21 protein-coding genes are annotated in these 22815 nt (G+C 64.1%); 7 read left to right on the top strand and 14 right to left on the bottom strand.

The window, feature by feature from the left end; genetic code table 11:
* Positions 1 to 158: 158 nt before the first annotated feature.
* Complete coding sequence (locus CHB96_RS27725; RefSeq protein ID WP_089252434.1) at positions 159 to 1100, bottom strand: DNA-3-methyladenine glycosylase family protein; 942 nt, start codon at positions 1098 to 1100, stop codon at positions 159 to 161.
* Positions 1101 to 1132: 32 nt separating this feature from the next.
* A complete protein-coding gene (locus CHB96_RS27720) occupies positions 1133 to 2161 on the bottom strand; it encodes an MDR family oxidoreductase (protein WP_089252456.1) in 1029 nt (342 codons plus the stop codon).
* 120 nt (positions 2162 to 2281) lie between these two features.
* On the opposite strand from CHB96_RS27720, the gene CHB96_RS27715 reads away from it, so the two are divergent.
* A complete protein-coding gene (locus CHB96_RS27715; protein WP_089252433.1) occupies positions 2282 to 2833 on the top strand; it encodes a ribonuclease H family protein in 552 nt (183 codons plus the stop codon).
* Positions 2834 to 2948: 115 nt separating this feature from the next.
* Here CHB96_RS27715 and CHB96_RS27710 read toward each other — a convergent pair whose 3' ends face one another.
* The 5 genes from CHB96_RS27710 to zapE form a co-directional block, all read right to left on the bottom strand.
* Positions 2949 to 3869, bottom strand: a complete 921-nt coding sequence (locus tag CHB96_RS27710) for a pirin family protein (protein ID WP_089252431.1) — start codon at positions 3867 to 3869, stop codon at positions 2949 to 2951.
* Positions 3866 to 4249 carry a MarR family winged helix-turn-helix transcriptional regulator gene (locus CHB96_RS27705; protein WP_371829061.1) on the bottom strand — a complete coding sequence of 128 codons (384 nt, stop codon included), beginning with the start codon at positions 4247 to 4249 and terminating at the stop codon, positions 3866 to 3868. Before CHB96_RS27705 ends, CHB96_RS27710 begins: the two co-directional genes overlap by 4 nt.
* A gap of 55 nt (positions 4250 to 4304) precedes the next feature.
* On the bottom strand, positions 4305 to 5396 hold the full coding sequence (locus tag CHB96_RS27700; protein WP_089252429.1) for an LLM class flavin-dependent oxidoreductase: 1092 nt from the start codon (positions 5394 to 5396) through the stop codon (positions 4305 to 4307).
* A gap of 101 nt (positions 5397 to 5497) precedes the next feature.
* Positions 5498 to 5875, bottom strand: a complete 378-nt coding sequence (locus tag CHB96_RS27695) for a hypothetical protein (protein WP_089252427.1) — start codon at positions 5873 to 5875, stop codon at positions 5498 to 5500.
* 135 nt (positions 5876 to 6010) lie between these two features.
* Positions 6011 to 6874 carry a cell division protein ZapE gene (zapE, locus tag CHB96_RS27690; protein WP_089252425.1) on the bottom strand — a complete coding sequence of 288 codons (864 nt, stop codon included), beginning with the start codon at positions 6872 to 6874 and terminating at the stop codon, positions 6011 to 6013.
* Between the two features lie 31 nt (positions 6875 to 6905).
* Between zapE and CHB96_RS27685 the strand changes: the two genes are divergently transcribed.
* Positions 6906 to 7415 (top strand): TetR/AcrR family transcriptional regulator, encoded by a 510-nt coding sequence (locus CHB96_RS27685; RefSeq protein WP_089252423.1) that lies wholly within the window; start codon positions 6906 to 6908, stop codon positions 7413 to 7415.
* Positions 7416 to 7444: 29 nt separating this feature from the next.
* Here the strand turns inward: CHB96_RS27685 and CHB96_RS27680 are convergent, their stop codons facing one another.
* On the bottom strand, positions 7445 to 8359 hold the full coding sequence (locus CHB96_RS27680; RefSeq protein WP_089252421.1) for an oxidoreductase: 915 nt from the start codon (positions 8357 to 8359) through the stop codon (positions 7445 to 7447).
* 35 nt (positions 8360 to 8394) lie between these two features.
* Here CHB96_RS27680 and CHB96_RS27675 point away from each other — a divergent pair, with 35 nt between their 5' ends.
* Complete coding sequence (locus CHB96_RS27675; protein ID WP_089252452.1) at positions 8395 to 8595, top strand: helix-hairpin-helix domain-containing protein; 201 nt, start codon at positions 8395 to 8397, stop codon at positions 8593 to 8595.
* A 20-nt stretch (positions 8596 to 8615) separates the two neighbouring features.
* Here the strand turns inward: CHB96_RS27675 and CHB96_RS27670 are convergent, their stop codons facing one another.
* The 3 genes from CHB96_RS27670 to CHB96_RS27660 form a co-directional block, all read right to left on the bottom strand.
* Positions 8616 to 10808 (bottom strand): HNH endonuclease signature motif containing protein, encoded by a 2193-nt coding sequence (locus tag CHB96_RS27670; protein WP_089252419.1) that lies wholly within the window; start codon positions 10806 to 10808, stop codon positions 8616 to 8618.
* 114 nt (positions 10809 to 10922) lie between these two features.
* Positions 10923 to 11339: an SRPBCC family protein gene (locus CHB96_RS27665; RefSeq protein WP_089252417.1), complete on the bottom strand. Its 417-nt coding sequence runs from the start codon at positions 11337 to 11339 to the stop codon at positions 10923 to 10925.
* The gene (locus tag CHB96_RS27660) at positions 11336 to 11641 is read right to left on the bottom strand and encodes a metalloregulator ArsR/SmtB family transcription factor (protein WP_089252415.1); all 306 of its coding nucleotides are present in this window, start codon (positions 11639 to 11641) and stop codon (positions 11336 to 11338) included. The genes CHB96_RS27665 and CHB96_RS27660 overlap by 4 nt, the downstream gene beginning before the upstream one ends.
* A 133-nt stretch (positions 11642 to 11774) precedes the next feature.
* On the opposite strand from CHB96_RS27660, the gene CHB96_RS27655 reads away from it, so the two are divergent.
* The 4 genes from CHB96_RS27655 to CHB96_RS27640 are packed head-to-tail and all read left to right on the top strand — an operon-like array spanning position 11775 to position 18016.
* The gene (locus tag CHB96_RS27655) at positions 11775 to 12851 is read left to right on the top strand and encodes a TDT family transporter (RefSeq protein WP_089252413.1); all 1077 of its coding nucleotides are present in this window, start codon (positions 11775 to 11777) and stop codon (positions 12849 to 12851) included.
* A gap of 24 nt (positions 12852 to 12875) precedes the next feature.
* Positions 12876 to 13673, top strand: a complete 798-nt coding sequence (locus CHB96_RS27650) for a putative protein N(5)-glutamine methyltransferase (RefSeq protein WP_089252411.1) — start codon at positions 12876 to 12878, stop codon at positions 13671 to 13673.
* Between the two features lie 38 nt (positions 13674 to 13711).
* A complete protein-coding gene (gene lon / locus CHB96_RS27645; RefSeq protein WP_089252409.1) occupies positions 13712 to 16027 on the top strand; it encodes an endopeptidase La in 2316 nt (771 codons plus the stop codon).
* A 42-nt stretch (positions 16028 to 16069) separates the two neighbouring features.
* On the top strand, positions 16070 to 18016 hold the full coding sequence (locus tag CHB96_RS27640; RefSeq protein WP_089252407.1) for an ABC transporter ATP-binding protein: 1947 nt from the start codon (positions 16070 to 16072) through the stop codon (positions 18014 to 18016).
* Here the strand turns inward: CHB96_RS27640 and CHB96_RS27635 are convergent.
* The 3 genes from CHB96_RS27635 to CHB96_RS27625 all read right to left on the bottom strand — a co-directional run bounded on the left by CHB96_RS27635 (position 17932) and on the right by CHB96_RS27625 (position 22789).
* Positions 17932 to 18924: an iron-siderophore ABC transporter substrate-binding protein gene (locus CHB96_RS27635; protein WP_089252405.1), complete on the bottom strand. Its 993-nt coding sequence runs from the start codon at positions 18922 to 18924 to the stop codon at positions 17932 to 17934. The two genes, CHB96_RS27640 and CHB96_RS27635, sit on opposite strands and share 85 nt — an antisense overlap.
* Before the next feature lie 159 nt (positions 18925 to 19083).
* A complete protein-coding gene (locus CHB96_RS27630; RefSeq protein ID WP_089252403.1) occupies positions 19084 to 20298 on the bottom strand; it encodes a lipase family protein in 1215 nt (404 codons plus the stop codon).
* Positions 20299 to 20485: 187 nt separating this feature from the next.
* A complete protein-coding gene (locus tag CHB96_RS27625) occupies positions 20486 to 22789 on the bottom strand; it encodes an ATP-dependent DNA ligase (RefSeq protein WP_089252401.1) in 2304 nt (767 codons plus the stop codon).
* Positions 22790 to 22815 lie beyond the last annotated feature (26 nt).

Below are 22815 nucleotides of genomic sequence, written 5' to 3'. Positions count from 1 at the left end.
CGGTGCAGTCAAAACTTTTGTAAAACTGCAGGTCAGCGACGTGAGATCTTAAAAATCAGCATGCGCACAACGATTGCGCGACAAGAGAATTCGGGTTAGACCGGCCGGGTGTTCTCGGCAGTCTCAGCTGGCATTCTTCGGTGCCTGCTGTCGATTCTTCAGTGCCAGGTGTGGTCGACGAGTGGTGTACGTGGCCCGAATTTGGGTTTGATCGCCTTGCCGCTCGCCGCGAGCAATCGGACTGCGCGATGCCTGTGCGGTGCAAGAGGTTTCATGTATTCGATCATTTCTGCATCGTCGATCGGTCTGCCCAGCAGTGACCACCCGACGACAGCCGACAGGTGATAGTCCCCGACGGACAACGCGTCGGGGTCCCCGAAGGCGCGCTGCGCCACCTCGGCCGCGGTCCAGATGCCGACGCCGGGGACTGCGCGCAGTCGCTTGGTCGCGTCGGCGGGGCTCATCGACGACGCCTGCTCCAGTCGGTTCGCGACCTGCGCGCATCGCACGATGGTCTTCGACCGGGCTGGATCGACGTTCGCGAGGTGGTACTCCCACGACGGGATTCGACGCCAGACATCGGGGGCCGGCGAGACGAACATCGGTTTCGGAGTGGGCCCGGGAGCGCGTTCACCGAACTTGGTGACGAGCTTTCGCCACGACGCGAACGCCGAGACCCCGTGCACTCGTTGTTCGAGGATCGCCGGAACCAATGCCTCCATGACGCGTCCCGTTCGTCCGAGGCGCAGATGAGGGAACTGGCGATGTGCCTCGCCGAGCGTCGGGTGTTCCGGTGCGAAGTCCGACGCGTCGTCGTCTGCTCCGAGGAGTGCGGGCAGGGTCTCGAGGAACTCGGCTACGCCGGAACCCCACGCCACCGCGTCGACCGAATGCCTCGATGTCTGCGTGAGTCGGTACGTGACAGGACCCGATGCGAACCGTGATGTTCGCCACACGGATCCGGCGTCGTCGCGCTCGTACGTTGGGTCGCCGCGGCCCCGCCGCAGCGGTGACACGGACAGGAACATGTCGAGCGGACGGTCGGAGACGAACTCGGCGCGGGCCGAGTCGGCGGCGGAGAGCGGACCTGACGACAACATGGGATCCCCAGGATATCGGCCGGGACCGACAGTCAGAACCCGCCGGCGACGGCGACGACTGTCCGGCCGGTGATCGCGCCCCGGGCGATGTCGCTCAGGACGGACTGCACGTCGGCGATCGCGACCTCGGTCGTGAGCTGGTCGAGGCGCTGCGGTGTCAGCGTCGATTCGAGTTGCTGCCACGTTGCCCGACGCTTCTCGATCGGCCGCTGCACGGAGTCGATACCGAGGAGCGCGACGCCGCGAAGGATGAACGGCAGGACCGTCGTGGACAGGCCGGCGCCACCCGTCAGCCCGCTCGCTGCGACGGCACCGGCATAACGCGTCGTCGACAGAACATGTGCGAGGGTCTTGCCGCCGACGCAATCCACAGCACCCGCCCATTCGGCGCGGCCGAGGGGGCGGGGTTTCGCGTCGGGGTCCTCGGGGAGACGACCGATGATCTTTGCTGCTCCGAGGCTGGTCAGCAGCTCTGCTGCGCTGGCTTTGCCGCTGGATGCGTGCACCTCGAACCCGGCCGCGGACAGCAGATCGACACTGACGGTCCCGACGCCACCGCTTGCTCCGGTGACGACGATCGGGCCGTCGTCGGGCCTGATTCCGTGGGCGAGAAGTGCTTCTACGCTCATCGCTGCGGTGAATCCGGCCGTGCCGATCGCCGCTGCTTCGCGCGTCGACAGCGTCGTCAGCGGGACGACCCAGTCGGCGGGGACGCGCGCGTACTCGGCGTAACCGCCGTGTTGCCCGGTTCCGATCTCGTAACCGTGGGCGACGACCTTCTGCCCGACGGCGATGGCGTCGCTGCCGGATTCGACGACCGTTCCGGCGATGTCGATGCCCGGCACGATCGGGTACTCGCGGACCACGCCGCCCTTCGGTGTGACGGCGAGCGCATCCTTGAAATTGACGCTCGAATACTCGACCGCGATGGTGACGGTGGGGTGCACCCGATCCGGCCCGTCGGGGTGGGGAAGGAAGGATTGGTCGACGGTCTCCGGCGACAGTGTGATCTCGGATCCGTCCTTCTCGCGGGCGACGAGAGCGGTGAACGACGTTGGCACAGTCACGACAGGAAATCCTTTCGTAGCGCGGATGCGTCCCACAGTAATTCAGTCGAGCGACATCGTTTTTCGTGCGCGGCGTCTGTTGTTTGTCGGTGGGTCGAAGTAGGGTCCTGTGTCGTGATCATCGTGAGTACTGACGGCTCGTGTCTGCGTAATCCTGGCGGCGCTATCGGGTGGGCCTGGGTCAATCACACAGGTCCCAGCAACTCCGGTGGCGAGCCCTCGGGGACCAATCAGATCGCCGAGTTACGGGCTCTGCTCGAGGCGGTTCTCGCGCATCCGGGTGACGAGCCGCTGTTGATCGAATCCGACTCGCAGTACGCCATCAAGTGCGCGTCCGAGTGGTTGCCCGGATGGAAGCGCAAGGGGTGGAAGACGGCGGGCGGTACGCCTGTTCGCAATTTGGACCTCGTGCAAAGTATCGATCGGGCGATCGCCGAACGTAGCGGTCCCGTCCGGTTCCGGTGGGTCCGCGGGCACGTCGGCAACCATTTCAACGAAGCAGCCGACGCCCTCGCCGGTGAGGCTGCCCGAGCCGTGGCTGCTGGAGGCCCTGTCAAGAATGCACCGGCTGCGGCGAAGTCCCCTGCTGCGCCGGCCGCCCCTGCTGTTTCCAGGGCTTCTGCTGCGGATGCGGCCCCTGCCGACGAGGTCGCGACGCTGTTCTGATCCGGCGACGCTGTTCTGATCCGCCTTACAACACTGCCAGTCGTTTACAACACTTACAGCTGTTGTAAACGAGTGGCGGTGTTGTAAGAGTGGCCGTGTTGTAAGCGCCCGATAGTCAGCCCCTGGGCTGGATTCTGGCGTTCGGCAACTCCGGTGCGGGGAGTCGGAATCCGTGCACCCCGTCCTTGGTCACATACCCGTCGACGGTCCCGAACTGTGTGCTCCCCGCCTGCCAGGCCTCGCGGTATGCGGCGATGTCGTCGTGGTTGCGGCCCATGAAGTTCCACCACATGACGACCTGTTCGCCGAACGGTGGGCCACCGAGCAGCAGCATGCGTGCAGGCGTCCGGCCAGTGTTGCGCACGGTCAGAGAATCGGAGCCTGGTTCGCGGAAGGCCAGTTCGGCGCGTTCGACAGGATTCCCGTCGACGTCGATCGTGCCCTCGTCGAGGATGACGCCGTGCTCGTGGGTGACATCCACGTCGAGCTGGATGGTTCTGCCCGCGTCGAGAATTATTTCCGCGCCCAGAAGGGGCGTGAACGTCTCGACTGGAGACGTGGCGCCTGCGAGGCTGCCGAGGAAGACGCGCAGTGTTGCGCCGTCGACCGAGATTGCCTGCGGCACATAGTGTTCGAATGCAGGGGCCGTGAAACGGGCATGGCCGGGCAGAGCAACCCACAGCTGCATGCCGTGCAGGATGTGAGTGTTGGGCGTCGACACTTCGGAGTGAGAGATGCCGCGACCCGCCGTCATGAGGTTGAGTTCGCCGGGCAGCACCATGGCGTGCGATCCGATGCTGTCTCGGTGCTCGATCTCGCCCGAGAACAGCCAGCTGACGGTCTGCAGGCCCGTGTGTGGGTGGGGCGGAACGTCCATGCCGGGGCCGGAACTGGAGATGTCGTCGGGACCGTAGTGGTCGGCGAAGCACCAGGCTCCGATCAGTGTGCGCTGCTTCTGCGGAAGCGTCCGTCGTACGGTCATTGCGCGCGGCCCGCCGAGAGGCACGTCACGCGGAGTCAGTATCTCGATACTCATTCGATTTCTACCTGTCCGAGTCGTAGCTTGCTGCAGAGCTTTTCGAGTTGCGCGAGTTCGTCGTCGGACAATGCGCCGCCGACGTAGCGTCGGATGCGAGCCGCGTGCTTGCGTCCGATCGTTCTCTGCATCTCGAGCCCGTCGTCGGTGAGTACGACGACTGTTCCGCGTTTGTCGGCTGGATCCGGCTCGCGCGCGACGTAACCCAGTTTCTCCAGACGCTCGCACATGCGGCTGAGCGACGGCTGGCTGAGCAGTATTTCGTGGTTGAGGTCGTGCAGCCTGAGCTTGTGCGTCGGGCACTTACTCAACGTGAACAGAACGTCGTACTCGCGCAGGCTGATCGGGCCCCATATGTCGTCCGCGGTGAAGCGCCGCATCAGTGCCACCTGGGAGCGGAAGAGCGACTCCCAGGCGTCCACTGCCAACTCGGTGCTAGACGGCAACTGTCTCTTCCTTGTTCGCCAACATGCTGGCGTGGGTGGGCGGGTTTTCCGGGACACCCTCGGGACGCCTGGCCGCGAACTCTCTGCGGAGTGTGGGTACGACCTCTTCGCCGAGCAGGTCGAGCTGCTCGAGCACGGTCTTCAGTGGCAGCCCCGCGTGGTCCATCAGGAACAGCTGACGCTGGTAGTCGCCGAAGAAGTCCGCGAAGGCCAACGTCTTCTCGATGACCTGCTGAGGCGATCCGACGGTCAGCGGTGTCTGCTCGGTGAACTCCTCCATCGTCGGGCCGTGACCGTACACCGGCGCGTTGTCGAAGTACGGACGGAACTCGTCGACGGCGTCCTGGCTGTTCTTGCGCATGAACACCTGACCGCCGAGGCCGACGATGGCCTGGTCTGCGCGGCCGTGTCCGTAGTGTTCGTAACGCTCGCGGTACAGGTTGATGAGCTGAATGTAGTGCTCTTTCGGCCAGAAGATGTTGTTCGCGAAGAAACCGTCACCGTGGTACGCGGCGATTTCAGCGATCTCGGGGCTGCGGATCGAACCGTGCCAGACGAACGGCGGGATGTCGTCGAGAGGCCGCGGCGTGGAGGTGAAGTTGTCGAGAGGAGTTCGGAAGTTGCCCTTCCAATTCACGACGTCCTCGGTCCACAGGCGTCGTAGCAGCTGGTAGTTCTCCAGAGCGAGCGGGATGCCCTGACGGATGTCCTGGCCGAACCACGGATACACGGGTGCGGTGTTGCCGCGGCCCATGATGAGGTCGACGCGACCGTCGGACAGGTGCTGCAGCATCGCGTAGTCCTCGGCGATCTTCACCGGATCGTTGGTGGTGATCAGCGTCGTGGACGTCGACAGGATCAGCTTCTCGGTCTGGGCTGCGACGTACCCGAGCATGGTCGTCGGCGACGACGGTACGAATGGCCGGTTGTGGTGCTCGCCGTTCGCGAAGACGTCGAGGCCGACGTCCTCGGCGTGCTTGGCGATGGTGACCATCGCCTTGATGCGCTCGTGTTCGGTGGGTGCACGTCCGGTCGTGGGGTCGACCGTGACGTCGCCGACGGTGAAGATTCCGAACTGCATGATCTGCTCCCTGGCTCACGTTCTCGAAACGCAAGTTCATGCGTTTGCATTGACTTGCACTGTAACCGCAGGCCCTCCAGGTGTATTCCGCGAGTGCTACCTCAGCTGTCGACCAGGGACGCAGTGCCGTTCAAGGTCCGTACGTCGTAGGACTCGAGTGCGCCGTGCACGTACCTGTCGCCGGCGATGTTGCCGCGCGAAGTGAACAGGACTGCGTAGGCGCCGAAGGTCACCGGATCGTTCTCGATGTTCACACGCGGGACGACGGCCAGAAGGTGCGTGGAAGTCCCGTCGTGCACTCGCTCGACGATCGCGCGGATCTCGTAACCGAGGTCGGTCCGGGTCGCCTCGGTCGACTCGAGAGTGACGCCGTTCAGCACGAACTGTGCCGCGGCGACGCCCGCCAGACTGTTCGTGTCGAACGTTCCCGTCAGTTCGTCGCCCTCGAAAACGTAATGGTTGGCCGCTGTGTAGGACATGGGCACAAGGCTAGGGCTCGGACGGAAAAAAATTCTTCCAATCCGACCCATCCACCCCATCACCTGCCGCGAATTGATGATGAGACGCCCGCCGCTGCTGTCGCCCCCGACCGCCGTCAGCTGTGGGCGTCTCGCCTATTTTCGAGTAACAAGTTCGCTGAGCCTGCTCATGGTGCGAGCTATGTCACGCCCCGCACTTCCGATGCCCAAGGCGTTCAACTCCACCCGCGCATGGAACGTTGTTGCGATGTCTCGGTCGTACAGGATGTCGACGAGATTCGAGAAGCGCTGGACAGCTTCGTCGTCGACGTCTGTGAGTCGGGGTATATCGGTGATCGTCAGATCTTGCCCGAGCTCCACAAGTGCCAGGAAGTCGGCCGTCGAACGCGGCTTCTCGCACAATTCGGAAAACTGGATGCCGGTGTCGGGTCTCTCGGTTGTCCACACTCCCCTCGCGAAATTCGACGCTGGCGTGCGCAGTGCTCGGTAGTCTGCCGGACCGTCCACTCGGATCTCGCGCAGCCGTTTCTTCAGGATGGTGATCGTCGGGACGAATGCATCGTGGAACAACGGATTGGGCAGCAGCTCGTCGGGCGCGTAGTTGGACGTGACGACGAGAGAGACATTGCGTGCGAACAGCGACTCGAGCATTCGTGCGATCAGGCGCGCGTCTCCGATGTCGTGGACGTGGAATTCGTCGAAGCACAGAAGCTCGATCTCGCCCAGCAGATCGTCGATTGCGCCGTCGATCGAGAAACCGTGGCGGAAGTACGCCGCGTGAAGATCGCGAAAAAAGCTGTGGAAGTGAACGCGCTTCTTGGCTCTGGTGTCGACCCCCGCAAAGTATCGGTCGAGCAACCACGTCTTTCCGCGCCCGACGGGTCCCCACATGTAGATCCCGAGCTCATCCGTGCATGTGAGTCGAGCTACGGCCGCCGCCTGCGTCGAGTCGAGAAGGAAGTCGGCGGCAAAGGATTCGGCAGCAGCGGACGGGCGCATGGGTAGACTCTACAGATGTAGAGTATCGGTGGTGAGCCGCCGAACAGTGATCTCCGACGCAGCCACCGCGTTGATTGCCCATTCCGGGTTGCGGGCGCTGACGCATCGAAAGGTCGACGCCGTGCTCGAACTACCTCAGGGATCGACGTCGTACTACTTCAGGACCAAGGCTGATCTTGTCGGAGCGGTCGCCGAACGGGTGGCCGAGTGTTCGCGATCGATGTTCGACGCGTTGGCCTTTCACGGTGACGTTGTCGATGTCACCGTGCGATACATGGAACAGCTGATCGACGAGAGGTCGGATCAACTGCGCGCTCGTCACGCGTTGATGATCGATCCCGAAGTCGACGCCGCTGTGCGTGCGCGACTGGCCGGCAGTGTGTTCTCAGTGGATCGAGCTCTCGAACTGTTCGGAGACCGCGAGACTGCCGAGGGATACGTGGCGCTGTGCGAGGGGCTCGTCACGCTGTCGCTCATGGGGAGGCAGGTGTCCTTTCGGACCCCGATTGCCACTTACCTGAACGGTTCGCGGGCACGGTGACGGCCTCCAAATTTTGGGCGCCTGGCGTTTCAGCTGAGATCGAAAACCACGCCCGTGAGCTTTTCGCTTGCTTCCCAGAGCTTTTCGGCTAAGTCGCGGTCCTGGGCCTTCGTCGAGATTTTCGCGGGGCCTGGCTTACCGCGGGATTCGAGGAGCAGCTTGGGCCCGCTGTACGAACCCGGTCCGCCCTTCTCGAGCGCATACAGCGTGGGAAGTGCTCCCGCACGGGCGGATTGGGAGATGAACAGCAGCCCGATGGACGCAGCGAACGACACGATCTTCGAGCTTCCGAGACCGTCGGGGCTGGTGTAGAGCTCGGTCGACGAGATGCCTGGGTGTGCGGCATTGCTGGTGATCGGGATACCTGCCGCGTCGAGGCGTCGCTGAAGCTCTTGTGCGAAGAGAAGATTCGCGAGCTTCGAATTCGCGTACATCCGCTGGGGGTTGTATCCACGGGTGGCCTGAAGGTCATCGAAATTCAGCTTGGGCGCCTGCTTGTGCGCGACCGACGAGACCGTCACGACGGTGGCCTTGCCTGCTGCCTTGAGGTTGGGCAACAGGTGGCCCGTCAACGCGAAGTGGCCGAGGTGGTTGGTGCCGAACTGAAGCTCGAACCCGTCTTTGGTTTCGGTCCGCTTCGACGGCATCATGACGCCCGCGTTGTTGATCAGCACGTCCACTTCTGCCGGAGCGGACTCTGCGAATGTGCGGACCGATTCGAGGTCGGCGAGGTCCAGGCGGGCGGTATCGACCGTACCTGCCGGCCCGGTTGTGTTCTTGCGGACTTCTTCCGTGATCTTCTTCGCTGCTGCATCGGCCTTGTCCAGATTGCGGCAGGCGAGCGTCACATGGTCGCCCTGCTTCACCAACTCGAGCGCGGTGAAGTAGCCGATTCCGGTGTTACCGCCGGTGAGGAGTACACGTCGCTGCTTGTTGTCGGACACGGCGCCCAGGGTACGGAAAACCCTAGGATGTGGCCATGAGTGAACCTGTCGATCACTTTCCGAAGGGTACGGGTCGTCCGGCGGCGGGCGCATTCTTCGCTGCCGGCTATCGCTCGCTGGACGACCTTGCAGGGCAATCGGAGTCGGAGCTGGCGAAACTTCACGGTGTCGGACCCAAGGCACTACGAGTCGTCAAAGCAGCGCTGCAGGAGCGCGGGATCGACCTCGAACCGTAGAACTCGATAGCTGCTGGTTGTCAGAACGGTGGTGGTCGGCGTTTGTCGCGGGCGGCGGCGATGTGGCGGTGTTCGAGGTACTTGGTGCGGAGGTGGGTGGCGTCGGCGCGGGCTCGAGGGTCGGTGAGGCGTGCGATGTCGCCGAGGGTGGGTGCGTGAGGGTCCCAGGTGTCGCTGGAGTGGGTGTCGTTGATGTTCTGTTCCCACCAGGTGGGTTCGTAGAGTTCGTCGGGTGGGGTGCCGAATATGTCGGCGGCGGGTGTCGGGCGGGGAGTGTCGGTGTCACTTTCGCCGTCGAGGTGGGTGTCGAGGTCGGTGGTGGTGTGGGGGTGGTGGGGTCGTCGGGAGTGGCGGTAGGTGTCGGGCACGAGGACTGTGCCGTAGGTGGGTGGGGTGATGCTGTGTAGTCCGCTGGGGGTGCGCCAGTAGACGGCGTCGCCGTGAAGCTTTGCGCAGCGCCAGATGTCGAGAGTTTTGGCGTGGTGATGGTGGCTGCAGACGGGGTGGAGGTTCTCGCGGATGGTCCAGCCGCCGGCGCGGGGGTCGGTGTGGTCGAAGGGGACGATGTGATCGATGTCGCAGCGTGCAGCGGGGACGGTGCAGTGGGGGAATGTGCAGGTGCTGTACGTGGCGCGGATGAGCGCGACGAGTTCGGCGGTGGGTCGGTAGGTGAGTGCTCCGGGCGGTGGGGTGATGTAGCCGCCGTGTCCGTCGGGGTGTGGTCCATGGGCGAGTACGGGGTCGAGGGCTGCGGCGGCGAGGTAGGCGTCGATGGCGGTGTGGAGTGCGTGTTCGTGGCCGGCGACGGTGGGCGTGCTGGGGCGCCGGGTGCCTGATGTCGGGCCCGGTGGTGGGAGGGGTGCGGCGGGTCGTATTCGTCCGCGGCCGATGATGCGGCGGGTGCGGGGTCCGCGTGTGCTGGTTCCGGTCGGTCCCGGTGGTGGGGGTGGTGGATCGGCGGGTGAGGGTGGATCGGTGGGTGAGGGTGGATCGGTGGGTGAATCGTGTTGTCCGCCCGAGTCGTCCGGATCATCCGGTGCCTCGGCGGAGTCTGCTTCGGGTGCATCGTCGGGCACAGGCACAGGCACAGGCACAGGCACAGGCACGGGCGCAGGCTGAGTCTCGGGTGTTTCAGCTGGGGACGCCGTCGTGTGAGGTTGCGCTGCAGTGGTTTCGGTGCTGCCTTCGGCGGCGTCTTGTGCCGCGCGTTGGGCTTTGGCAGCTTGGAGTCCTTCGGCGAAGAAGGCTTGCCAGCGGGCGTCGGTGGCGAGTAGGCGTGCGGTGTCGGCGTCGAGGGTGGTGCCGTCGGAGAGAGTGGCGGGATTGTTGTTCAGGTGTAGGAGGGTTTCGAGGTCGACGATGACGTGGATGAGGGGTGTGCGTCGGGGGTGTTGTTCGGTGGTGGTGATGGGGCATTCGTCGGTGCGGCAGGTGCAGGTGAGGGAGTCTTCGTGGTGCATGATCGCGACGAGGGCGTCGGCGCGGAGTTGTTTGCGGGTGCGGGGGTCGCGCGGGCAGACGGTGGAAGCGAATTCGTCGAGGATGGCGTCGATTTCGGCGCCTTCGACGGAGGTGATCTGGGCGAAGAGGGAGGCGGTGCCGTCGTTGTTGCGACGGATGCTGACGCCGCGTTCGTCGGCTTCGGCGCGTTTACGTGCGGCGGCGGCTTCGTCGGGGTTGTGGGTGGTCCAGTGACGCCAGATGCTGTCGCGCAGTGATCGTGGGGTGCAGCGATGGGCGGCGGCGAGGATGTCGGGTTCGAGGGCGGCGATGGTGTCATCGCTGGCGTGGGTGAGGGTCAGGGCGATGACGCGGACGCGGGGGTAGTCGAGGTCTCCTGCGGTGAAGGCGGCGTCGATGGCGGGTAGTCGCGCCGCGAGTTCTTCGCCGATCGTGATCATGTCGCGGGTGATCTGCCGGGACAGGGCCAGTGCGACGGACGCTTCGGTTTCGGTGGCCAGGCGTGCGGCGTAGATGTCGGGTTCGGCGACGCCGTACTGCTGTGGTCCGGTGGGGACGCCGTGTTCGAGTCCGTGCTGGTAGATGGCGGCTTCGGTGGAGATGCGGAGGTCGAGGAGATCGTGGACGCGGTGCACGGTCGCTGCGGCACGGATGTTCTCCTCGCGCCGGAGAGTGGTGAGGGAGGGCAGCAGGACGGAGGCGGCCTCGTCGGCGTCTCGTCTGATCTGTTCGAAGCCCCCCGGCATTCTCATGGCCACCATCTTATTCGAACATGTGTGCGAAGGCAACATCGAGTTCCGCAAAGCTGCGGGCCCTGAACGCATTTCGTTGAAAACGCAACGTCCATCTCGATGTTCCGAGGGGCGCTACCAGGGTCCTACCGAGTAAGGCAGCGACGCAGCGACGTCGGCAAGCGTCGGGACGATCTTGTCGCGCCATCCTGGGCCCATGCGGGTGAAGGCGTCGACGCTTCGTTTGTCGTTCGGGTCGAAGCCGGAGTGCTCGAGGATCAGGCGGGTTCCCTTGCCTTCCTCGGCCAATGTCCATGTGAGAGTCCAATTCTCGGTAAACGTGTAGACGAACTTGGTGAACGGCGTCGATTCGACGACCTCGCACGGCTGCGGACCCCAGCCGGGCATCTCGAGCGTGAATCGATGCCCGACGCGATCGGAGATGTCGCCGGGCGCCCACCAGCGTGCGATCAGCTCGGGTTCGGTGATGGTGCGCCATACCCGTTCGGGTGACGCTGCTACGAATTGGTCGACGGTGATGGTGCTGCTCATGAATCCTCCTCTGCGACTTCGGCCAACGCGCGCAGCCGAGTTCGCCAATGCTTCTCGAACGGGTGGAGCCACTCGCCGATCTCGGCCAGCGGTTCGGGTGTCAGGTGATAGTTGCTGTGGCGACCGGACTTCTCGGACTCGACGAGGCCGGCCTGCCGCAGGACGGACAAGTGCTCTGCGACCGACGGCCTGCTGAGATCGAACTCTTCTGCCAGCTCCCCGGCTGTTCTCGGTCCGCTGCGAAGCAAGGACAGCAGTTCCCGTCGTACCGGATTCGCCAGGGCGAGGAAGGTGTCGACCACGCCGAAACGATACGTCGGAAATTTCCGACATGTCAATCCAGGCCCCGAAGGCACGGTGGGTACAAACAAGGCTTGTGGGTACACAACAGCCGGGCATCTACCGCACGACGCTCACAGCGACGACCGTGGAACCATGACCGCAGCAGTCCTGACGACACCACCAGCCTTCCTGTTCCGGGAACTCGACCGCCCGGGCAGGATCCTGGAGAACCTGACGCCGAACTGGTTCGCCACCATCATGGGTACCGGCATCGTTGCGAATGCTGCAGCCACGTTGCCGATCCAGTTGCCGATGCTGCGCGTGTTCGCCACGGGCGTATGGGTTTTCGCCTCCATCGCACTCGTCGTTCTGACAATCGCATTCGCGGCGCACTGGATTCTGTACACCGAGAATGCACGCAGCCATGCTGCGCACCCGGTCACCGGCCTGTTCTACGGTGCGATCCCGATGGCGTTGTTGACGGTCGGTACCGGCACGCTGTTGCTCGGCACGGACATTCTCGGTGCTACTCCGGCGTTGTGTATCGCCGGAATGCTCTGGGTCGTCGGGACGGCGGTCGGCCTCGCCACCGCGCTGTGGTTTCCATGTCGTCGCACCGAAGCGGAAGCCTGCCCGGCATGGTTGATGCCCGTCGTACCGCCGATGGTGTCGGCAACGGCCGGAGCTATTATCGCGCAACACATGCCGGACAGTTCTATCCGCACCACTCTCGTCGCCACCTCGTGCGTGATGTTCGCACTGAGTCTGGTTCTCGGATCGACAACACTGGCGATCATCCTCAACGGTCTCGCGAAAGGTCGGACTCCACCACTGCAGGCAATTCCGACCGTCTGGATCACCCTTGGGCTCGTCGGCCAATCCGTCACTGCCGCACATCTTCTCGCTGTCGACACAGGCAGCGTGTGGCTCCAGGACGCGAGCATCGTGTACGGACTCGTCGTAGGCGCATTCGGCGTTGTAATGGTCACGCTCGCAACGACCCTGACGATCCGAGCAGCCCGACGTGGTCTGCGATTCACGATGACGTGGTGGAGCTTCACTTTCCCGGTCGGAACCTGCGTGACCGGTGCGACCGCTCTCGGAGCCACGTTCGGTGCAGCGAACATCGTCGCAGTGTGCCTCTACGCGTTTCTGGTCTCGGCGTGGGCCGTCGTCGCCGTCAACACCGCTCGCGGCACCATCAGCGGCCGAATATTCCTCGCAGCATGAGCGAGTCGTGGGTTAGAGTCGGGCATCGACACCGAGGACATCATCGAGACGCTACGTGCAGCCGGCTGCGTCTACGCAGAAGACGAGGCGGCGCTTCTCCGAGCTGCGTTCAGCGGCAAGCACTTACGACGAATGGTCTGTCGACGTGCCGAGGGAACCCCGCTCGAGCAGATACTCGGCTGGGCAGAGTTCCGCGGGCTGCGCGTCGTCGTCGAGCCTGGTGTTTTCGTTCCTCGGCGTAGGACGGAACTACTCGTCGACCAGGCGTTGGCGCTCGGTCCGTCGACGGTCGTGGACATGTGCTGCGGATCCGGCGCAGTGGCTGCGGCACTGGCACATTCGGTACCGAACCTCGACGTTCACGCCACGGACATCGACCCCGTCGCTGTGCAGTGCGCGCGTCGGAACGTCGACGCGGGTCACGTGTACGAGGGCGACCTGTATTCGCCGCTTCCGCAACGGCTTCGGAGTCGCGTCGACGTCATCGTTGCAAACGCGCCGTACGTCCCGACCGACCACATCGCGTCCATGCCGACCGAAGCCCGTGACCACGAGCCACGCGTCGCGCTCGACGGAGGTGTCGACGGACTGGATCTTCACCGACGGATCGCCGACGACGCCTCCCACTGGCTCACCGACACCGGTCATCTCCTGATCGAGACCAGTGAGCACCAAGCCGAGAGGACCCGAGCGATCATCGAAAAGGCGGGGTTCGACGCGCGCGTCATCCATTCCGAGGAGCTCGACGCGACCGTTGCCCTCGGTAAAGTTCTGCCCACGGAGAACACGACTACCTGGGGGAACACCGGCGCCGACCGATGAGTTGAGTCGATACAGCTCAACTCTCATGGAGGTGCACGATGTCCGAATCCATTCGTCTACCTGTGCTGTTCCTGACCGATCCCGTCGTGCTCCCGGGCATGGTGGTACCTGTCGAACTCGACGAGGCAGCGCGGGCCGCCGTCGACGCCGCGAATTCGTCGAACGACGGCACACTTCTCGTCGCGCCACGACTCGAGGACCGTTATGCGGCCTACGGGGTCGTCGCATCCATCGTCCAGATGGGCCGGCTCGCGACCGGCGAACCTGCCGCCGTCGTCAAAGCGGAACGACGCGCACACATCGGCCACGGCGTCAGTGGGCCCGGGGCCGCCCTGTGGGTGGAGGCAGAACCCGTCGACGACGTCACTCCCACCGACGACGTCAAGACGCTCGCAGCCGAGTACAAGAAACTCGTCGTCGCAATGCTGCAACGCCGAGACGCGTGGCAGGTCATCGACTCGGTCAACAAGCTCACCGACCCGAGCGCGATTGCCGACACCGCCGGATACGCGTCGTACCTGACCGACGTGCAGAAGCGCGGGTTGCTCGAAACCCCGGACGTGGCAGAGCGACTCACACTCCTGATCGATTGGACCAAGACCCACCTGGCGGAAATCGAACTCGGAGACAAGATCTCCGGCGACGTACGCGAGGGTATGGAGAAGACGCAGAAGGAATTCCTGCTGCGCCAACAACTCGCCGCCATCCGCAAGGAACTCGGTGAGGACGAACCCGACGGCGCCGACGACTATCGCGAGCGCGTCGAGGCTGCCGAGCTGCCCGAGAAGGTGCGCGAGGCCGCGCTGCGCGAGGTCGGAAAACTCGAACGCGCCAGTGATCAAAGTCCCGAATCCGGTTGGATAAGAACGTGGCTCGACACCGTCCTCGATCTTCCGTGGAACACCACGACGACCGACGAGACGGACATCGTCTCGGCGCGAGCGGTTCTCGACGCGGATCACCACGGTCTGGACGACGTCAAGGATCGGATCGTCGAGTACCTCGCGGTGCGGGCACGTCGCGCCGAACGAGGGATGCAGCTCGTCGGCGGGCGTGGCTCGGGTGCGGTGATGGTGCTCGCAGGACCTCCCGGCGTCGGCAAGACGTCGCTCGGTGAGTCCGTGGCCCGTGCTCTGGGTCGAAAGTTCGTGCGCGTCGCACTCGGCGGTGTCCGCGACGAGGCCGAGATCCGCGGGCACCGTAGAACCTACGTCGGTGCATTGCCGGGTCGAATAGTGCGTGCCATCGGTGAGGCCGGATCGATGAATCCCGTTGTGCTGCTGGACGAGATCGACAAGGTCGGGTCCGACTACCGCGGCGATCCGAGCGCTGCTCTGCTCGAGGTCCTGGACCCCGCGCAGAACCACACGTTCCGCGATCACTATTTGGACCTGGACCTCGACCTGTCCGACGTCGTGTTCCTCGCGACCGCCAACGTGATCGAACAGATCCCGGCAGCGCTGCTCGACAGGATGGAGCTCGTCACCATCGACGGCTACACCGAGGACGACAAGGTGGCGATCGCGCGGAACTATCTGCTTCCGCGTCAACTAGACAGGGCTGCAGTGACTTCCGACGAGGTTGATGTCACCGACGACGCTCTGCGTAAGATCGCCGCGGACTACACACGCGAACCCGGTGTGCGTCAGATGGAACGACTTCTGGCGAAGGCGCTGCGTAAGGCGGCAACGAAACTGGCGCAGGAGGACTCCCCACTCCGTATCGACGAACCGGCACTCGTCGACTACCTGGGCAGACCGCGATTCACGCCGGACGCGCACGAGCGGACCGAGGTGCCAGGCGTCGCAACGGGTCTCGCAGTGACCGGCCTCGGTGGTGATGTCCTGTTCATCGAAGCGGCGTCCACCGACGGCAAGCCCGGCCTCGCTTTGACGGGCCAACTCGGCGACGTCATGAAGGAGTCGGCGCAGATCGCGCTGTCGTATGTGCGCTCGCACGCAAGCGAATTCGGGGTGAGCCCGGAATCGCTCGATCGCAGTATCCACGTCCACGTTCCAGCAGGCGCCGTACCGAAGGACGGCCCGTCGGCCGGCGTCACGATGGTCACAGCATTGGTGTCCATGGCAACGGGGAGGCCGGTGCGATCCGACGTCGGAATGACCGGCGAGGTCACGCTGAACGGACGTGTTCTCCCGATCGGAGGCGTGAAGCAGAAGCTCCTCGCCGCCCAGCGTGCAGGGCTGAAGACGGTCTTCATCCCGGCTCGCAACGAACCCGATCTCGACGACGTACCGGCCGAGGTGCTCGCCGCGCTCGATGTGCGTCCCATGACGGACGTCGCCGACATCCTGAAGCTCGCATTGGAGGACAGGGAAGGCGTGAAGGCGGCATAAGGGCTTGACCTCGACCTACCTCGAGGTTCTACGGTTTCAGTCATGAGTATGGAAGTCACTGCCTGGAACCAGCTGTACCGGACGATGCACGCGTCGTCCGGTACAGCTCGTTTCAACGCAGACACAGCCCGCAGGATCCTGGCCTTCGCGCGCCCTCACCGACGCAAGTTGGCCGGGTTCGTGCTGCTCAGCATCGTTCTCGCGGTACTCGCGGTAGCGACGCCTGTGCTGGCCGGGCGGGTGGTCAACGCGATCGTCGACGGCGATTCGTTCGACATCGTGCTGCGGCTCGCTCTGTTGATCGCGCTCATTGCCGTCGTCGACGCGGCTTTCGGGCTGCTCAACAGGTGGCTGTCGTCGAACATCGGCGAGGCGCTGATCCTGGATCTGCGCACGGCGGTGTTCGACCACGTGCAGCGCATGCCGATCGCGTTCTTCACGCGCACCCGGACAGGCGCACTCGTCAGCCGGCTGAACAACGACGTCATCGGCGCGCAGCGCGCATTCAGCGACACCCTGTCGGGCGTCGTCAGCAATCTCGTCACGTTGGCGCTGACGCTCGTCGTCATGATCGGAATCTCTTGGCAGATCACGCTTCTCGCGATGCTCCTGTTACCGGTCTTCGTGGTGCCGGCGAGCCGCATGGGACGTCGACTGGCGCGTCTTCAACGTGAAGCCGCGGCACACGACTCGGCGATGAGTACGCAGATGACAGAACGGTTTTCGGCTCCTGGTGCAACACTGGTCAAACTGTTCGGCCAGCCCGACCACGAATCGCGTGAGTTCGCCGTCCGGGCCTCGCGCGTCCGCGATATCGGCGTCCGCAGCGCAATGGTGCAGACGGTGTTCGTCACCGCGTTGACGCTCGTCTCGGCGTTGGCTCTGGCTGTCGTGTACGGCCTGGGCGGCTTCTACGCGATCAGGGGAGAACTGGACCCGGGCTCGGTCGTGTCGTTGTCTCTCCTGCTCACGCGTCTGTATTCACCGCTGACCGAATTGGCAAGTGCACGTGTCGAAGTCATGAGCGCACTGGTGAGTTTCGAGCGTGTCTTCGAGGTCCTCGATCTGGTGCCGCTGATTCAGGACAAGCCCGACGCCGTTGTACTGCCCGACGGCCCGGTATCGGTGGAGCTGGACAACGTGCGGTTCGGATACCCGTCGGCTGACAAGGTGTCGCTCGCGTCGCTGGAGGAAGTCGCAGCGCTCGATACGCGCGGCGGCGAAGAAGTCCTGCACGGAGTCTCGTTCCGCGCCGAGCCGGGGCAGATGGTTGCGCTCGTCGGGACTTCCGGTGCGGGTAAATCGACCATCGCGCAACTGGTCGCCCGGCTCTACGACGTCGACGACGGCTCGGTGCGACTCGGGGAACGAGATGTCCGTGACCTGACGGCGGAGTCCATTCGTGACGCCGTGGGCATGGTGACGCAGGACGGGCACCTGTTCCACGACACCGTGCGCTCGAACATCGTGCTGTCGCGCCCCGACGCGACCGAGGACGAAGTGTGGGACGCGCTCCGCCGGGCCCGTCTCGCAGATCTCGTGACATCGCTTCCCGACGGGCTGGAGACCGTCGTCGGCGAGCGTGGTTATCGCTTGTCCGGTGGTGAGAGGCAACGGCTGACGATCGCCAGACTGTTGATCTCGCGGCCGCGCGTCGTCATTCTCGACGAGGCAACGGCGTCACTGGATTCGACGTCGGAAGCTGCAGTGCAGGCGGCTCTCGGTGAGGCGCTGGCGGGAAAGACGTCCGTCGTGATCGCTCACCGGTTGTCGACGATCCGGGCGGCCGACACGATCCTCGTCGTCGAAGGGGGTTCGATCGTCGAGCGCGGAACGCACGAGGAGCTCCTCGCGGCGGGCGGCCGCTACGAGGAGCTCCATCGGACACAGTTCAGAACCGAGAATCAGCCTGCCGGTGCAGGAACGACCGTTGCGGGGTCGTTGTCGGCGGCAGCGGCCAACATCGGCGCGAATCCGTCGATCGCGTAGTTCAGTGACAGCGGGCTCGAGTATCCGAGCGCCGACGGCAGGTCCTCGCTGAAGGAACCGATGTAGGCGGTCCGGTCCTCGGCTACGACGGGGAGCTGAGCGAACAGCGGATTGGTGGTCAGCTGCTCCTTGCTCGCGCCTGCCATCACGAGCACGTCTGTGTTCAGCTGGTTCAGGTTCTCGGGGCTGATCGTCTCGGTGACCGCGGGGATCTCGAAGCCGAGGTCGCGGAAGAAGAGCGCACGGATGTCGTCTTCACCGAGCACGAGGAAGCTGCCGTCGTCCATGAGGAAACCCAGCGTCAGAGTCTTGCCGACGAACTGCGGGTTCTCGTCCTGGGTCGTCTGGAACTTCTGCTCGAGTTCCGCGGTCTGATCGGCGGCTTCCTGCTCCTTGCCGAGAGCCTTGCCGACGACCTCGAACTCCTGCTGCCACGTGGCAGCAGGAACGTTGTCGTATCCGCCGATGTCGGAGATCGTGGGGGCCATCTCGGACAGCTGGTCGTACTGGCCCTGCTCGATGAACGAGTACGGCCCGAGGATCAGGTCCGGGTCGGCTGCGGCGATCTGCTCGAGGTTGAGCTCGTCGGTGCCGACCTCGGGGATCTCGGTGCCGCCGAGGGCTTCCTGAGCCCACGGGCGTGCGCGGTAGTCGTAGCTCAGGTTGCCGCGCGTTGCGACAGGCTTGACACCGAGCGCGAGAACGAAGTCCTGCTCGTTGAATCCGATGGTGACGACGCTCGATGGTTCGCTGTCGATGGTCGTCTCGCCGAAGTGGTGGGAGATGGTGACGGGGAAGGCGCCCGACTCGTCGGATGTGGTCGTCGACGAGCTGTCGTCGGACGAACATCCTGCGACAAGAGCAACCGCAGCTGCGCCTGCGGCGAATCGAAGATAACTGGTACGCACAGTGAGACTCCTCGCGTATGGACTGAAGGCGAGGTAAGCCTAACCGGAGTCCTGAGTAATCAAACCGTCAAGGGGTCTCGAGGCTTTGCCCGGACCGAATGACGCCTTCGGTCACTTCACGTGACCGAAGGCGTCATTCGCTCAGAACCGTGAGAGCCGTCAGCAGTTACTCGGCGCAGGTACCCCGTTGAACCGGGCATCGATCCACTCGAGCGCCTGCGGGAGTCCGAGCACCGCGGCAGTCAGGTGATCGTTGCTGGGGACCTGGACCTCGGTCACCGGGACGCCGGCCGCGCAGTAACGGCCGATCGTGTTGGTGATGGCCGAGACGGGGATCAGAGCATCCGTCGGGCTGTGCCATTCGAAGTACGGGGCCTTCGGAACGCCCGGGTAGAGCTCGACGCTGTTCTCGTTGACCGCGGCCACCATCTCAGGGCTGTCGATCAGGCTGAGCGAATTGGCGACCAGCGTGGCGCTCTTGCCCGCGCCGACACGGATGATGTCGTTGGTGCACGCGTTCTGCAGTTCCGTCGCCATCTGCTGGCCGAGCGGGTTCAGCTGTTCGCTGATGGGGATGCGCGTCGGATATTCACGCTCGAGTCCGAGAGCGGCCGCGAACGCGAGACCGAACACCGGATGCGGGGCGAAGCCCAGATCGCGTGCCATGCGTTCGAGGTTCATCGGCGCACCACCCGCGGCGCTGCCGACGATGTTCAGCTCGGGTGCGTAGTCGTTCTGCAGTGCAGCGGCCCATGCCGTCGCCATGCCGCCGCCGGAGTAGCCGGCGAGTGCGACGCGGCTCTGCTGGACCTGAAGCGGATCGAAACGTTGCGTCGCGCGGATGCCGTCGAGCACGATCTGCCCGCCCATCTTGGCGGCACCGTATGCGCTGTTGGGGCCGAGGTGATCGGTCATCGTGACGGTCCAGCCGCGCTGCAGCGCCACGTTGAGAGCAGGCGCCTCGCGGATGATCAGATTCGGGTCGTTGGTCCAGAGTGCTTGTGACGGAGCACATTCCAGGCCAAGCGCGTTGATGATGTGTTGGTACGACAGCAGTGGGCCGTTGGGGGCCTTGTTTCGCGGAGCGAAGACGGTGGTCACGGCGGCGATCGGATTGCCCGCGGAGTTGGTGGACCGGAAACGCAGCTGCCACACGTCGGCGTCGAAGAATCCTGCCGGTGGTGGCATCGGGCGACTGGAGATGATGTCACCGGGATTCAGCGCATCCAGACCAGGTACCGGACCGTAGAACGCATCCGCAATCGGCGTGGGCTCCAGCGGAAGCGCGGTAGCCGGCGCTGCTGCCACCAGAGTCGAACACATGACCGCGACGGCGGTGAAACCCGCTGCCCCGATCAATTTGATAGCGCGCATGACGTCAAATCCCTCCCGACAGAACTTCGATTCCCGTGCCGCAGACGCACTCCTACAACACGACACCGCACCGGGTGCGATATAGGAAAAGTGGCCCCGCCCGTTACGCTCCCCCCGGAAACGATGTTCGAAGAGTACGCAGCCCGAGATTTTATGGCAACCGAGCATGTGCCAGAACAGGTGCCCGCTAATTGTTCTCGATCACGACGTCTTCGGGGTTCTTGTCCTCACGAATTCCGCGCCAACTCGGGTGACGAAGGTGCATCGATTCGGTCCATTCGTAGAACCTGACCTCGCCGACGAGCGTCGGAGTCACCCATACGGCGTCCTTGCGATCGGCCGTCGGAAGCCTCTCTGTGAACGGTGAGACGTCGGTCTCCAATGGTGACAACTCATCGCTCAGTCGATCGAGAGCTTGGTCACTGAAACCGGTCCCGACGCGTCCGAGGTATCGAAGGCCACCGTCGTCGGGCACCCCGACGAGAAGTGAGCCGAGCCCGCCACTGCGACGCCCGCGACCGCGTCGCCACCCACCGATCACGACTTCCTGAGTTCGCCAATTCTTCGATTTGATCCAGGTTCTCGCACGTTTCCCCGGTTGGTAGATCGAATCGGAACGCTTGGCGACGACGCCTTCCAGTCCCCGCTCGATACTCTCGGCGACGGCGTCCGACGCTGTCGCCGGAAGTAGATCCGGCACGATCACCGAATCGAGGCCGGTCGTCAACAGCTCGAGCAGCTTTCGCCTGTCCGAGTACTTCTTCCGCAGCAGCGACGTCCCGTCGAGGTGGAGTAGATCGAACGCGATGAAATCGACGTGCTTGCCCGTGCTGTTCTGCAGCAGTTCGAAACTCGACACACCGTTCGCGTCGAACACGACCGCCTCGCCGTCGACGATCGCGTCGTGATCCTTCAGGTCCTGTGCGAGAGCCCGGATTCCGCTGAAACGCTCGGTCAGATCCTTGCCGGTGCGCGAGGACAATTTCATGTCGCCGTGCGAGAACTGTGCGACGACGCGAAAGCCGTCCCACTTTCCTTCGAAGGACCATTCCCCGTCGGGAAGATCGAGGACATCTCCGGCCGTCGCAAGCATCGGCTCGATATTTTTCGGAAGATCACTGTTCTTCGGTAATTCACCGGTTTCGGGTGATTGTTCCTTCATCAGATGCATCAACCACTGATCGCCCTTGGTTCTGATGAGCGCGAAGCGGCCTTTCGCCTTTGCTCCCGACAACGTCACGATGACTTCGTCGTCGCGCCATTTCTCGAGCTCGTAGGTGCCGGTGTCCCAGATCGACACCTCGCCACCCCCGTACTCGCCCCTCGGGATACTGCCGGAGAACGTCGCGTACTCGAGCGGGTGATCCTCGGTGTGCACCGCGAGGCGGTTCTGCTTCGGGTCGTCGGGAATGTTCTTCGGCACGGCCCACGACACGAGAACGCCGTCGTGTTCGAGACGGAAGTCGTAGTGCAGGCGTCGCGCATGGTGTTCCTGGATGACGAACATGGCGTCCCCGTCCTTCGAAACACTGCCTCGGGGTTCGGCCCCCTGAGGAATCGGCTCGGGCGTCTTGGCGGAACTGCGCATGCTGCGGTATTTCGTGAGCTTGTCCGGCTTCGCGGGCTCGTCGAGGGGCGGGTCGAGGTCGGCGAGAAGGTCGCCCGAGTCGTGGAAGCGTTCGACGACCTCCTCGAACCGCAGCTGCTTCAGCCCCGTCGACTCCAACTCGTCCCACGACCTGGGGGCCGCGACGGTCGGTTCTTCCCGGCCGCGCATCGAGTACGGCGCCACGGTCGTCTTCTTACCGTTGTTCTGCGACCAGTCGACGAACACCCGTCCCGTGCGTTTCGCCTTGGCCATCGTGGCCGTGACACGCTGCGGCGACCTCTCCTCGAGGATCGATGCAACCTGCTTCGCGACCGTCGATGCACCCGATGTCGTCAGCGGCTTCTCGAGCGGAACATACAGGTGAATGCCCTTGCTGCCGCTGGTGACCGGGAACGCGGTGAACCCGATGTCGGCCATGAGCTCGCGAATTTCGCAGGCGATCTCTGCGCACCGAGCGAGGTCGACGTCGTCGCCCGGGTCGAGATCGAACACCATCCGCGTCGCCGGACCCGGTGTATCGCCGTCGAACCGCCACTGCGGCACGTGCGCTTCGATGGCCGCCTGCTGGCCCAGCCACGCGAGATCTGCCGCGGACGAGAACAACGGATACGTGACGAAGCGATCGGAGTGCTGCATGTCGCGTCGTTCCAGCCAGTCCGGTGCGGACGACGCGAGATTCTTCTCGAAGAAGGATGACTGGTCGACCCCGTTCGGCCAGCGCTTACGCGTCACGGCCCGGCCTGCCATGTGCGGCAACATCGCCGGCGCGATGCTCGTGTAGTACTCGATGACCTGGCTTTTCGTCGTCCCGGTCTTCGGGAACAGCACCTTGTCGAGGTTGGTTACCGAGACCTTGCGGCCCGCGATGTCGAGCGTCGCCATTTCCCCAGGCTAATCAGCTGCCCCGG

The sequence above is a fragment of the Rhodococcoides kyotonense genome (genome assembly GCF_900188125.1).
GTDB classification, from domain to species: Bacteria; Actinomycetota; Actinomycetes; order Mycobacteriales; family Mycobacteriaceae; genus Rhodococcoides; species Rhodococcoides kyotonense.
This window is presented reverse-complemented; position numbering and strand designations above follow the sequence as displayed.